Genomic DNA, 11975 nt, shown 5'->3' on the forward strand with positions numbered 1-11975 from the left:
TTTTATGATTAGTCGGTAAGGCCTTTTCCTTCGAGGATTTGAGGGATGCATTTCTCTATTCTTGCTTCCCGGGTTTTGGATTGTTTGGCAGAGGAAAAGTGGAGTAGGTAAGCTCTTTGCCGGCCTGGGGTTAAGGATTGGAAAGCTTCTTTTAAGATAGCATCCTGATCCAGTTTGTTTTGAAATTCTTCAACCATTTCGAAGTCTTTGGTTTTCTTCATTTCAACCTTCACTCCGGATTCTTCAATCTCAACCGCTTCAAACATATACGCCCGAAGTTCCTTTTTAAGATCATGGATCTGCTGTACCTCTGTAAAACGGATCTGTCTTGCAGCCTGTACGTTTTCAGATTGCTGAATTAAAATCTGGTCGGGATCTTTCATCAAAGCGCCTTTGAAAAAGAGTAGGGCACAATATTCTTTAAATCCGTGAATTAAGAAAATATTTTTCCCTTCATAGGTATAACACGGACAGCCCCATTTTAAATCTTCTACCAATTCGGTACTTAGAGCAATGGTTCTTAATGCTTCAAATTCTTCTTTCCACTGTGTGGCGTTTTCGAAGAAAAAATTAACTTTTGGATTCATGTTTTTGGGTTTGAGGGTTTTAGGGTTTGAGAGTTTGAGAGTTTGAGAGTATTAGAGTAGGAGTGTGATAACGTTCAAAGTTTGATGCTTAAAGTTCAAAGTTGTTTTCCTTTCACTAATAATTGACGATTCACTTGCGAAGCAAAATTCACTATTGGCATCCACAAGTTAAACTCAGACATCATCGTCTCTCATCTCTTCGTCTATTATCTATTGGTCTCTAAACATCTCCTGCAAACGATCATGCGCCCTATTAATTCCCTGAGCAAACGGCATTTTCAGATGCTGATCTCTGAAGTCTATGGATTTGTATATCGTCTGGATGGTGATTTTACTTGTTTTGTCTGTTAGTTTTTCAAATTCTAAGAACTCGATCTGAACCGGAAAAGGAGTATTTTCCATCTGGAATGTTCTTATAATTTTCTCATTTTCAACAATGTCGTGAATCGTTCCGTTAGCACTAAACATTACTTCTCCCTGAGGATTTGAAGTTTCAAAACGGTAACTTCCGTGGGGCTGGTTTTCAAACTTGGTGACTTTGGTACCCATCCATTGTTCGAAAAGTTCAGCTTCAGTATATGCCTTGAAAAGCAATTCTACAGGAAGATCAAATTCTCTGATGATGAAGATTTCCTGTTTGCCATCTTCTGCCTGGATTTTTGTTTTTAGTTCCATATTTTTGAGTTTGAGGGTTTGGGTGTTTTAGAGTATTAGAGTATTAGAGTATTAGAGTGGGAGCGTTTAAGGTTGGTATCCTTTCCCTGATGATTAACGATTCATTTGCGAAACAAAATTAACTATATACAATCCACAAGTTAAACTTTGGCCTCATTGTCTCTCATCTCTTCGTCTATTATCTATCTGTCTTATTTAAGTCTTGGTACACTTTCATCACACTTTCCAGCTTATTGAATTTCTCATCCCACATCTTGCGGAACGGTTCTATAAAATCGGCTATTTCTTTCATTTTATGGGGATTGAGGTGGTAAATAATTTCACGGCCGTTCTGTTCTGATCTCAGCAACTCACATTCTGTAAGGATTTGAAGATGCTTGGAAACAGTAGGTCTTGCGGTATCGAAATTGGAAGCAACGGCTCCTGCAGTCATGGATTGAGCAGCCACCAGCATCAATATAGATCTTCTGGTAGGATCTGCAATCGCCTGGAATACATCTCTTCTTAAATTCATTGTGTAGTTATTTGACTACAAATATATATGTAGTTATTTAGCTACGCAAGTTTTTTTGAGGAAATTTTTCTTCTAATGAAAACAGCCTCATGTAATTACATGAGGCTGTTTATTAAATTATTATAGAATTTAATGAAATCTGTACTTTTTTTCTCTGGTAAGAAAAGCATCCTTGCCTCCTTCAACTATGTCTGCAATATGTTCTCTAATGCCCATAGATTCAAGAATATTTTTGGAATCAGGGATCAGATCAAAACTGTTCTCTAATGCTCCATTTATATAATCAAATCTAAATTCTTCAATAGCTTCATTTGCATTTTGGCCATATTGATGAGCAATCATAATGTTTTCAGCGTCTGCATTAACAACAATATTAGGATTATGTGTAACTAATATTATTTGTCTTTCTTGTTTTTTTGATTTTAAATATTCAATTAATTCTGTAGTAATTGATCTGTTATCTAAGTTATCTTCTGGTTGATCAATCAAGATGGGTGCATCAGATTTACTTAGTCCGATTATTAGTTTAAGAATAATAAAACTTGCTTTACCAGCAGACATTTTATAAAGAGTATCACTGTTAGACGATACTTCCCAATAATCGAAGTAGTTATCATATAATAGATCTTTTACGGCTTGTGAAGGAGAAGTTTGTTTCCGTAATTTATAATCGTTAGTTACTATTCTATTGAAAATATCTTTTTTTTCCTCAATTAATTTTAAAATTTCAGTATTAGAAGTATTGTCTAGACCAAATAAATTATATTTATCATATGATTTATATGTTGAATTACTTATTCCAATAAAATTCTCTTTGAATTTATTAAAATTAAATTTTGGTACTCCTTTTATTTGTAAATTTTCATCTTCCAATGAATTTATTCGATTTTCAAGCTTTGAAATTACAGACGTGTATTCATCAAAATTAGATTTATATAATTCGAAAATCTTGTTAAATTCAGTTTCTAATGCCTTCTCTTTAATTTTTATTTCATTTTCAAGATTCGAAATATTATTTAACTTTTCTTCATCTTCTGATTGTGATTTCTGGAATGTATCAATTTTTAATCTAATTTCAGCTTTTAGATTAAATGGTTCTAGGTCTTTTGTATTTTTAGCTATACTTTGTTCAATTGAATCAATCTTGTTTTTTATAATACTATCATTAATTAGTAGACCTTTATCACTCCTAACAATATCTTTATTTATTTCATCTAATGTATTAGCTACGGAATCAAGAGATAAATATTTTGTTGAATAATTTGATTTTATTTCTTCATCCTGAATTGAACTAATAAATAAATTCTTTTTAGAAATAAGTTCATTGATATTACCGGTTAACTCAGCATTGAAATCACGTATTCTTCTCAGGTCTTTTTCTATATTCGAATGTTGTAATTTCAGTAACTTGTCACTTTGTTTTAGCTCATCAAATCTATCATTTTCTTCACCACTAAATCCAGCTTCGTCCTTTAACTTCTTCATTTCTTCATTAATATTAGAGACATTTTTATGAAGAGCTTCTTTATTTCCAATAATGATAAGCTTTTGTTTCAATTCAGTGATATCATTTATTATATTAAAATAATTATTTATTAGACTCTCTCTAAATTTATCATTTTGTTTTAGTCTGGTAAGGAAATAATCATACTCCGCATTTGATTTAGGGTCTTCTAAAATTAAATCTCTTACAAGCTTATTTAATTCATTTGATTTTTTGAATTTTCTTTCAGCGAGTTCAGATAAATAATTTTGAGGAATATATTTAATACCAGATAAAATACTTGAGTCTTCTTTTTTTCTCTTTATAGACTGCGTAACACCAGATTTTAGTTTTACAATGAAATCGAAATCAGGTCCAAATTCGTATTTATATTCTTCTTTTTTTGTGTCTGGATTAAAAATTTTCAATAAACTGTGTTCATTATTGTCTTGAAATAACGTTCTCGCAATATTGTATAAAAGGATTGATTTACCTGAAGACTTTCCTCCAATAATTACATTTAAGCTATCATTAAAAAAAAGGGATTTATCAGTAAAAGTTTTATCATTCGAAATAATTTTTACTTCTTCTATTATATTCTTTGAATCCTTTTTATATGGTTCCTCATTTGACAAGGAAACTCTTTGAGCAGGCTCAAATATTATTTGTCGAAGACCTTCAAAATTTGGATCCGCTTTTACCCAAGTAAATTTCTTAAATAAATCTTTTTCAGTATGCGCATCGCATCCTACAATACAAGGCTTTAAAGAACCTCTTTTTTCAATAACTTCTTTTATTTCTTTTTTATAAGTCTGCTCATTATAACCTTGAGTTCCTTCTAGTCGTTTTCCTAAAAAATATTTAATGTCTTTCGGATTTGCCGAAAATATTCCATCAGATACATAATAGATAGATTGGCGTAAACCATCTAAGTTTCCATTTTCATTTTCAAACAAATCATAATGCTTTTGAATAGCAGATGCTCCATCTTGGCTTGAATTACTAACTATTAATAAAGTATTCTCTTTGAATTTTTTATTCGTTTGTAACAATTTTTTTAATGATCCTAAATCAATCACGAAATTATCTATACCTTTTTCGTATTGTTTATGTTCTTCAACAATAGAAGAATCTAATGACTTACCATAACTAGTAATTCCATAACGATTCATTTTTGCATTATCTTGATTTTCTATGTGAGAAAAGAAATCATTTTCTAGGTCTGCAACGTAATTGGGATTAAATAAGCAATGAATATTTATCAATCTTCCCTTATCGGTTGATGGTAACATTCTAAGTTCTACATTAGGAAATAAGAAAATATTTTTTATAAATTCAACTTCTTTAACTGTAAAAAGTTTTTTTCCAGTACTATCTACCTTTTTATCAATTTCGGCTCTATATTCTACGGTTTCAAGATATCTATCTATTGAGAAATAATCTGTTATTCCAATTGCGGAAATTTGATTATCAAAAGCACCTTTAAAAAAAGTATAAAAAAAATCCTGCATTGTTGCAGATGTAAATTGATCATTCTTATTAGTACCTTTTGTATGTACATGGAAATTCCATTTCCTCCATTCAGAGCCTTTATTCATTACGTTATTAGTTTTTAAAATAAGTTTTTTGACCTATATATTTTTATATAAGAAGTTTTTAAATTTTGTCAAAAGTGAATTTATAACATAAAAAAAATTTTAATATTTTTTGTATTATTATTTCTTTTCTATCAATTTTTCCAACTTCTCAATCATATCCTTCTGTTGCTCCAGCATACGCTCGTAAAGCTCTACCATTTTATCAAGAGGGTTGAAAGTAGGTTGATTATTAAAGAAAGCAGGTTGTTGACAGTTATCAAAAGAAGCAGTATTAGAAATAATATTTATAGCATTTTCCTCATCAAAATTCTCAATCGCCTCCGCCGGAACTTTCAAAATCTTCGCAACCTGCGCCAAAATATCAGATTCCACAGTTTCCTTTTGTTCTAAAAGAGAGACTTTCTTCTGGTTCCAGTCGTCACCCAATTCAAAAGCTAAGGATTCCTGCTTGATGCCCAGCATTTCACGGAAACGTTTTATATTTCTACCCTGATGTATTTTCTTATTTTGCATATCTGTGTAAGTCATAATAACAAATATAAAGCTTTAAAAGGTAAAAATAAAGCCCCTGTTCAAAATAAATTATCTTCTAAAATATCCATTCTACGGCCTAAAATATTCATTTTTAACTGGTATAGCTGTCATGATATTTCTTGCTTTGTTGAAAAACAACGATATGAGAAAAGTAATTATTCGGGGCAAATATAAGATTGTCTCCATTCGTAACCTTACGGTTTCCCATAAATCATTTGAAAGAGCCTATAGAAGACTGGTTTTCTTCCCGGAAATCCGGTTGGCAGGGAAGTGGTTGCTGGAGTGTGGCTTTGAACCGGGAGATCATGTGGTGGTGACGGTTCGGAGGAATCAGATTACTTTAGAAAAGGACATGAACTATGAAGAGGTGTAAACAAAACATTTTATCTACTAAAAATATTATTTGCCACTAATGCAGGAATAGGATATTTCGTTATGGTAAATAAAGACCCCTTTTTATAAACTTTATAAGATATCATTGTATAGGCTTTAAAATGAACGAAATCTTTTTTATTAGTGCATTCGTGGCAAAAAAAATTTGCGAAATCTGTGTGATCTGTGTGAGAGTTTTTTAGACGCAAAGTTTTATGGAGGTAGCTGTTATATTTTTAGGGAGCTAAGGGTGGGCAAGTGAACTTGCCTGATGAAGGTGGATGGATATAGTTTCGGCGGCCGGAGGCCGCCGAAACCCTTTATTTAAAGCTAAATATTTAATGAGCTTACTTTACAAATATCCTCAGATATTTTCCTTAATTATCTTAACAACTTAATATATTCTTAATGGTTCAAAAAGTAAGCATATTATTTTTCTGTTTCAGAAATAAACCTATTTTATTTTCTTCATCGGGAATGCCTGTCTTGCCATTTTCCCATTCATAAGACCTGAGATCTCAGCAAATAAAGAATCTTTACGGATTTTTTTATAGGTAATTATTTGGGGGAAGTCGTTCTGCCGGTTTTCAAATATTAATGAAGTAGGATTTGAGCTAGGCGTTGAAATAAAATCGACAGGCTGTTCATCATGCTGACCTTTTACAGAGACAATATAATGCAGTTTTTTGTCTTTTTCTACCAATTGTACAAACTCAAACATAATGGTATCTTTATTTTTCAGATAATAGCTTTTTCCCTGAAGTTCGGTACTGCTTTTCTGAGTCCAGGTTTCATAAAGGCTTCCTTTGCGCGTTTTGGTTTCCCAGGTACCAAGCAGCCATTCCAGTTTTTGGATCTCGCCTTGTTTTTGAGTCCAGCTGCCTATAAGCAGGCTGCTGATTAGGATGATGATTAATTTTGTTTTCATTGCCTTATTATTTTATTCCAGCAAAGTTCTGGATAAGCAAAGTCTCAAAATTGTAAAAATGCGACATCAGGAATCTTTTCCATAAAAAAGAGAGGTCATTTGCAGATTATCCCCATAAAATTCCTTTGGAGTAAGTCCTGTAAATTCTTTAAAATCTTTGATAAAATGGGCCTGGTCATAATATTCTGCATCGTAAGCTAGAGTCGTAAGATTCACATATTCTTTATGGAGAAGATGCTTTAGTATTGATTGCAGCCTTATGGTTTTGGAAAGCTGTTTGGGACTCATACCAATCGCTGAAGAGAACCTGCGTTCCAATTGTCTGCGGTTGATATTGGTTTGCTGGGAAAGTTCATTGACGGATATTTGTCCGTTAACCTGCAAAAGAATATCGATGGTAGATTGTACAATTCTATCAATAGTTTCGGTATTCAGCCTTTCACGCAGAAAGGATTCTACAAGGTCTATTTTTTCCTGTATGGTGTTGGATTGGAATACCTTTTCTCCCAATTCAGTTCCGGCTGTTCCAAACAGATCATCTAATGGAACGGCTTTATCATCCATTTGTTTAATAGGAATCGTTGCAAAAGGCAGAAAGCCATCATGGTGAAAACGAACCGAAAATATTCCGGTAATGCCTGTAGATTCAATTCTTAAAGGTTCAGTAAGCTGTCCGAAAACACAATATCTTGGCTGTACAATGGCTTCTCCATCAATATACTGTTTATACAGATCTCCATAATGGAAGATCATTTCCATGCAGCCATCAGGAACAATGGTTTGGGTTTGGGGAATGTCTTCTTTGGGACTGTCCAGCGTCCAATAACATTTGATAATTGAAGCCAGTTCCGGATGGGGCTGGAATGTTTGATAATCCATTGTACTTAATAATTCTGTTCTGCTAAAATTATTAAAAATAAAATGACTTTCAATAAACCATTGAAATGCAGTGAGAAAAGCACTAGTCATGAAATAACCTTACCTTTGAAAACTCAATGTTTTCTGAGCGTTAATCAATACTATCATCGATGAAATTTTTACTGGACCTTTTATTCCGTGTTTTACAGCTTTTTACAGAACCTTATTTTTTAGTATTTCTTGCGGTAGTCATTATTGCTTTGCTGAGAAGGAAGAATAAGAGTAAAAAATGGAGAATTGGAATTCTTATAACAACCGTATTGATGATTATCTTTATAGGAAATGGGTTTCTGGGTAAATTAACTTCTGCATATTTACAGAAAAATTACCTCCATACTCCTGAAATGAAGGCAGCAGCTGTTCAGAATCCTATCATTGTAGTGCTGGGTGGCGGAGTTGTAGATATTGACCATACAGAGAAAGTGCACACCATGTCTTATTCCAGAATGGTGACCGCCTATCAGTTGTATCATGAATACCAGAAAAAGAATCAACCCTGTACAATATTAATTTCCGGAAAGGGAAGAGGGCATATAAGTGAAGCAGAGTTATTTCGGGAAGATTTTAAAAAGATGGGAGTACCGGATTCTGATATTATTAAGGAAGATAAGAGCATGAATACCTATCAGAATGCAAAATTTTCCAGCGAGATATTGAAAAAGATGGGCAATACCAGCCTATATCTGGTGACTTCAGGTTTTCATATGAAAAGATCTGTTGCTCTTTTTAAGACTTTTGGATTAAAACCCATTCCACAAGCATCAGATTTTATAGATACTGAGATCACTGTATTTCCTAACAGTTATAATGCAGCATTTACCTTTGTTATGCTGAAAGAGGTTGTGGGAATCTGGCAGGTGCAGTTATATAACAGCTTGGGGGTGAATAAATAATAAATGGTTATTTTTAAATTTAATTATTTTATTTACAGAATGTTATACTACATACGAATACTTTAATCCATAAAAAATGATAAATTATTTTTTTACTGATAAATTATATCGTAATATTGCAATATATAAAATGCTATGGGAGCCACTAAGACAGACCATTTTACAGATGAACAAAATAAAATAGCTACTATTGCTAAGGCATTAGGGCATCCTGCAAGAGTTGCTATTATAGAATATTTGCTAAAAGTAGACACTTGTATCTGTGGAGATATTGTTAATGAATTACCATTGGCTCAGGCAACAGTATCTCAGCATTTGAAAGAATTAAAGAATGCAGGTTTAATCAAAGGGAATATTGAAGGTACGGCAATTTGCTATTGTATTGATGAAAACACTTTTGGAATACTCAAAGACTACTTTTCAAAAATTATTCTCACTGTTAACAATCAGAAATGCTGTTAATGCATTTTTTTAAATATATGTATCGTAATATTGCGTTTAACCGATAAATAAAAATTGATGAAATTATCTGAAATCAAAGAAATTTTACCAAGATTAGAGAATGTAGAATTTCAATTAGAAAATGGAACATTTGTTCCTGAACATTTTCATGTAACAGAAGTAGGAACCGTAACAAAACATTTTATTGATTGTGGCGGAACAATAAGAATTGAAAAGGTAGTAAACTTCCAATTGTGGAATGCTAATGATTTTGAACATCGCTTAAAACCTACAAAACTTCTAAATATTATCAATTTGTCAGAAGAAAAACTGGGAATTGATAATGATGAAATTGAGGTTGAGTATCAGAATACAACAATTGGCAAGTTCGATTTAGAGTTTAATGGGAAAAACTTTGTTCTTAAAAACAAAACAACAGCTTGTTTAGCTCAGGATGCTTGCGGAATTCCCGTGAAAAAAGAAAAAGTAAACTTATCTGAACTTTCTTCTGCTCAAACATCTTGCTGTACGCCAAATTCTGGATGTTGCTAACTTGAATAAATTAAAATTTAATAAACGATGTATCCAGAACTATTAAAAACAATAGAGTTACTAAAAAATCAGGAAATAGGGAAAGATAGAAAAGCTACTTTAGCACCATTGGTTGATTTTGTTCAGAAAAGATTAGAAGAACAAAAAGAAATAACCATTAACTTTATTTGTACTCATAATTCAAGAAGAAGTCATTTGTCACAAGTTTGGGCACAGGTTGCAAGTGTTTATCATGACGTTCCGAATGTCACCTGTTATTCAGGAGGAACAGAAGAAACGGCAATGTTTCCCAAAATCGCAGAAACTTTGAAGGAACAGGGGCTTTTAATTATGAAAATTTCTGATACTGAAAATCCTGTTTATGCTATTAAATTTGACGAAGATAGACATCCAGTCATAGGCTTTTCTAAAAGATATGATAGTCCTTTTAATCCTGCTTATGGCTTTGCAGCAATCATGACTTGTTCTCAGGCAGATGGTGGCTGTCCTTTTATTGCTGGAGCTGAGAAACGTATTCCTATTACTTTTGACGATCCAAAAATTTCCGATGATACGCCTGAACAAGCAGAGGTATATAGCAAGAGAAGTTTACAGATTGCTGCTGAAATGTTTTATGTTTTTTCACAGATAAAAAAATAAGAATTGACTAAACAATTGTAATGCAACCAAAATTAAAATTTCTTGATAGATTCCTTACTCTTTGGATATTTTTGGCGATGTTTTCAGGAATAGGGTTAGGGTATTTCTTCCCTAATATTTCTGAAGTTATAAACTCTCTATCCGTGGGTACTACAAATATTCCATTGGCAATTGGCTTAATAGTCATGATGTACCCACCATTAGCAAAGGTTGATTATTCACTACTACCAAAAGTACTTACAGACAAAAAAGTTATGGGAATTTCTTTGTTACTGAATTGGATTATTGGCCCGGTTTTAATGTTCATGTTAGCAATCCTTTTCCTGAGAGATGAACCTGGCTATATGATTGGCTTAATACTTATAGGTTTAGCAAGATGCATTGCAATGGTACTTGTATGGAATGACCTGGCAAAAGGTAACCGTGAGTACGGAGCATTATTAGTAGCTCTAAACAGTATATTTCAGGTTTTGAGTTACAGTTTTATGGTTTGGCTCTTTATCAATTTCTTACCTGAGAAATTAGGCTTGGCTAATTTTAATGTAACCGTGTCAATGAGAGATGTTACACAAAGTGTTATGATTTATTTAGGGATTCCTTTTTTATTGGGCTTTTTAAGCCGTTACTGTCTAACTAACTGGAAAGGCTTGGAATGGTACAATAGGGATTTTATTCCTAAAATAGCTCCGTTAACTTTATATGCACTTCTATTTACGATTGTACTTATGTTCAGTCTGAAAGGAGATACGATTTTAGAACTACCATTGGATGTTTTAAAAGTAGCGATACCATTAATAGTATATTTTGTATTAATGTTCTTCGTGAGTTTCTTTATAAATAAGTCATTCAATGTTCCGTATGATAAAAATGCTTCTATAGCTTTTACAGCAACAGGGAATAATTTTGAATTAGCGATTGCCGTAGCAATTGCTGTATTTGGAATACACTCTCAACAGGCATTTGTAGGGGTAATCGGACCATTAGTAGAAGTACCTGTTTTAATAGTACTTGTACGAATAAGTTTATGGTTAAAGAAAAAGATTTATAAGTAGAAATTTCAATAGAATAGACCTGAATAACTCAGGTCTATTCTAATTCATATATTTTAAAACCTTTTACACTGTGTTTTTTGAACAACTCTATATTTCTTATAAATTGCTAAAAAAACATCTCATAATTGAATGATAGCCTTATAAATTTGGAAAATCGAAAAGAAGCCCAAATACGCCCTGTTTTCAATCCTGTACCTATGCTATCTGACTGAAATTACAGGTGATTTATGGGCAAATTTCATTTTAGACTAAAATTTTTGAGTTTTTACATTTTGAAGACATTAAATTTATGGCCGTCAGGGTCTGCAAAGACAAACCCATAATAATTGTTCCCAAAATTCTCAGGTTCTGAAACAATGGTACCACCGGCTTTTTTAACTTCTTCAGCCCATTGATCTACGTGCTCACTGGTTTCTGCTGAAAGGGTAAATATGACCTCATTGGAAGTTTGGGAATTACCAAAGGAGACCCCTTTTACATTGGTTTCGAGGATGTTTTTCAGAAAGAAGTGGATGACGAAATTATTTTCTCCGAAAAAGAAGCTTACTAATTCATTAGATGTATGTGGATTGTTTGGGGTACATCCCACGGCTTCATAAAACTTTTGGGTGCGTTCCAGATCGGCAACTGCCAGATTGGCCCAGATCATTTTAGGTTTCATATACGTCTATTTTTTGGTTAGAGTAAAATTAACTCCTTTTAAAAAGATAAAGATTGTCATGTGGCAAGATTTTGTATTTTTATTGGGAAAAAGTAAAAGGAGAGAGGTTTATTGTTGATTGATTTAAC

The 11975-nt window shown here is 32.7% G+C and carries 14 protein-coding genes; 6 read left to right on the top strand and 8 right to left on the bottom strand.

The genetic code is table 11. The annotated features are described in order from the left end of the window. Positions 1-8: 8 nt before the first annotated feature. The 5 genes from DRF65_RS14665 to DRF65_RS14685 all read right to left on the bottom strand — a co-directional run bounded on the left by DRF65_RS14665 (position 9) and on the right by DRF65_RS14685 (position 5385). Complete coding sequence (locus DRF65_RS14665) at positions 9-587, bottom strand: YdeI/OmpD-associated family protein (protein WP_115971508.1); 579 nt, start codon at positions 585-587, stop codon at positions 9-11. Between the two features lie 210 nt (positions 588-797). Continuing rightward, positions 798-1262 carry an SRPBCC domain-containing protein gene (locus DRF65_RS14670; protein WP_115971509.1) on the bottom strand — a complete coding sequence of 155 codons (465 nt, stop codon included), beginning with the start codon at positions 1260-1262 and terminating at the stop codon, positions 798-800. Positions 1263-1440: 178 nt separating this feature from the next. Further along, a complete protein-coding gene (locus DRF65_RS14675) occupies positions 1441-1776 on the bottom strand; it encodes an ArsR/SmtB family transcription factor (RefSeq protein ID WP_115971510.1) in 336 nt (111 codons plus the stop codon). Between the two features lie 129 nt (positions 1777-1905). Then, entirely contained in the window at positions 1906-4857 is a 2952-nt protein-coding gene (locus DRF65_RS14680) for a TrlF family AAA-like ATPase (protein WP_115971511.1), read from the bottom strand. Positions 4858-4974: 117 nt separating this feature from the next. Further along, positions 4975-5385, bottom strand: a complete 411-nt coding sequence (locus tag DRF65_RS14685) for a helix-turn-helix domain-containing protein (protein WP_115971512.1) — start codon at positions 5383-5385, stop codon at positions 4975-4977. A 148-nt stretch (positions 5386-5533) separates the two neighbouring features. Here DRF65_RS14685 and DRF65_RS14690 point away from each other — a divergent pair, with 148 nt between their 5' ends. Next, positions 5534-5764: a SymE family type I addiction module toxin gene (locus DRF65_RS14690; RefSeq protein WP_165852229.1), complete on the top strand. Its 231-nt coding sequence runs from the start codon at positions 5534-5536 to the stop codon at positions 5762-5764. A gap of 453 nt (positions 5765-6217) precedes the next feature. On the opposite strand, the gene DRF65_RS14695 is transcribed toward DRF65_RS14690, so the two are convergent. Beyond that, on the bottom strand, positions 6218-6691 hold the full coding sequence (locus tag DRF65_RS14695; RefSeq protein WP_115971514.1) for a DUF6265 family protein: 474 nt from the start codon (positions 6689-6691) through the stop codon (positions 6218-6220). 66 nt (positions 6692-6757) lie between these two features. After that, positions 6758-7660 (bottom strand): helix-turn-helix domain-containing protein, encoded by a 903-nt coding sequence (locus tag DRF65_RS14700; RefSeq protein ID WP_228438725.1) that lies wholly within the window; start codon positions 7658-7660, stop codon positions 6758-6760. A 59-nt stretch (positions 7661-7719) separates the two neighbouring features. On the opposite strand from DRF65_RS14700, the gene DRF65_RS14705 reads away from it, so the two are divergent. The 5 genes from DRF65_RS14705 to arsB all read left to right on the top strand — a co-directional run bounded on the left by DRF65_RS14705 (position 7720) and on the right by arsB (position 11186). Further along, entirely contained in the window at positions 7720-8502 is a 783-nt protein-coding gene (locus DRF65_RS14705; RefSeq protein WP_115971515.1) for a YdcF family protein, read from the top strand. Between the two features lie 135 nt (positions 8503-8637). Beyond that, positions 8638-8964: an ArsR/SmtB family transcription factor gene (locus tag DRF65_RS14710; RefSeq protein WP_115971516.1), complete on the top strand. Its 327-nt coding sequence runs from the start codon at positions 8638-8640 to the stop codon at positions 8962-8964. A 57-nt stretch (positions 8965-9021) separates the two neighbouring features. Continuing rightward, positions 9022-9495, top strand: a complete 474-nt coding sequence (locus tag DRF65_RS14715; RefSeq protein WP_115971517.1) for a DUF6428 family protein — start codon at positions 9022-9024, stop codon at positions 9493-9495. Positions 9496-9522: 27 nt separating this feature from the next. Beyond that, positions 9523-10134 (top strand): arsenate-mycothiol transferase ArsC, encoded by a 612-nt coding sequence (locus DRF65_RS14720; RefSeq protein ID WP_115971518.1) that lies wholly within the window; start codon positions 9523-9525, stop codon positions 10132-10134. Between the two features lie 20 nt (positions 10135-10154). Then, positions 10155-11186, top strand: coding sequence for an ACR3 family arsenite efflux transporter (arsB, locus tag DRF65_RS14725; RefSeq protein WP_115971519.1), 1032 nt, complete (start codon positions 10155-10157; stop codon positions 11184-11186). A 265-nt stretch (positions 11187-11451) separates the two neighbouring features. On the opposite strand, the gene DRF65_RS14730 is transcribed toward arsB, so the two are convergent. After that, entirely contained in the window at positions 11452-11847 is a 396-nt protein-coding gene (locus tag DRF65_RS14730; RefSeq protein ID WP_115971520.1) for a VOC family protein, read from the bottom strand. Positions 11848-11975: the final 128 nt, after the last annotated feature.

Origin of the sequence: Chryseobacterium pennae, from assembly GCF_003385515.1 — a bacterium.
GTDB classification, from domain to species: domain Bacteria; phylum Bacteroidota; class Bacteroidia; order Flavobacteriales; family Weeksellaceae; genus Chryseobacterium; species Chryseobacterium pennae.

Bases quoted from the DNA above. Each gene is read 5' to 3' on its own strand.
- DRF65_RS14675 (WP_115971510.1), bottom strand. From the start codon at position 1,776: ATGAATTTAAGAAGAGATGTATTCCAGGCGATTGCAGATCCTACCAGA.
- DRF65_RS14685 (WP_115971512.1), bottom strand. From the start codon at position 5,385: ATGACTTACACAGATATGCAAAATAAGAAAATACATCAGGGTAGAAAT.
- DRF65_RS14670 (WP_115971509.1), bottom strand. From the start codon at position 1,262: ATGGAACTAAAAACAAAAATCCAGGCAGAAGATGGCAAACAGGAAATC.
- DRF65_RS14730 (WP_115971520.1), bottom strand. From the start codon at position 11,847: ATGAAACCTAAAATGATCTGGGCCAATCTGGCAGTTGCCGATCTGGAA.
- DRF65_RS14715 (WP_115971517.1), top strand. From the start codon at position 9,022: ATGAAATTATCTGAAATCAAAGAAATTTTACCAAGATTAGAGAATGTA.
- DRF65_RS14700 (WP_228438725.1), bottom strand. From the start codon at position 7,660: ATGACTAGTGCTTTTCTCACTGCATTTCAATGGTTTATTGAAAGTCAT.
- arsB (WP_115971519.1), top strand. From the start codon at position 10,155: ATGCAACCAAAATTAAAATTTCTTGATAGATTCCTTACTCTTTGGATA.
- DRF65_RS14695 (WP_115971514.1), bottom strand. From the start codon at position 6,691: ATGAAAACAAAATTAATCATCATCCTAATCAGCAGCCTGCTTATAGGC.
- DRF65_RS14720 (WP_115971518.1), top strand. From the start codon at position 9,523: ATGTATCCAGAACTATTAAAAACAATAGAGTTACTAAAAAATCAGGAA.
- DRF65_RS14680 (WP_115971511.1), bottom strand. From the start codon at position 4,857: ATGAATAAAGGCTCTGAATGGAGGAAATGGAATTTCCATGTACATACA.
- DRF65_RS14690 (WP_165852229.1), top strand. From the start codon at position 5,534: ATGAGAAAAGTAATTATTCGGGGCAAATATAAGATTGTCTCCATTCGT.
- DRF65_RS14665 (WP_115971508.1), bottom strand. From the start codon at position 587: ATGAATCCAAAAGTTAATTTTTTCTTCGAAAACGCCACACAGTGGAAA.
- DRF65_RS14705 (WP_115971515.1), top strand. From the start codon at position 7,720: ATGAAATTTTTACTGGACCTTTTATTCCGTGTTTTACAGCTTTTTACA.
- DRF65_RS14710 (WP_115971516.1), top strand. From the start codon at position 8,638: ATGGGAGCCACTAAGACAGACCATTTTACAGATGAACAAAATAAAATA.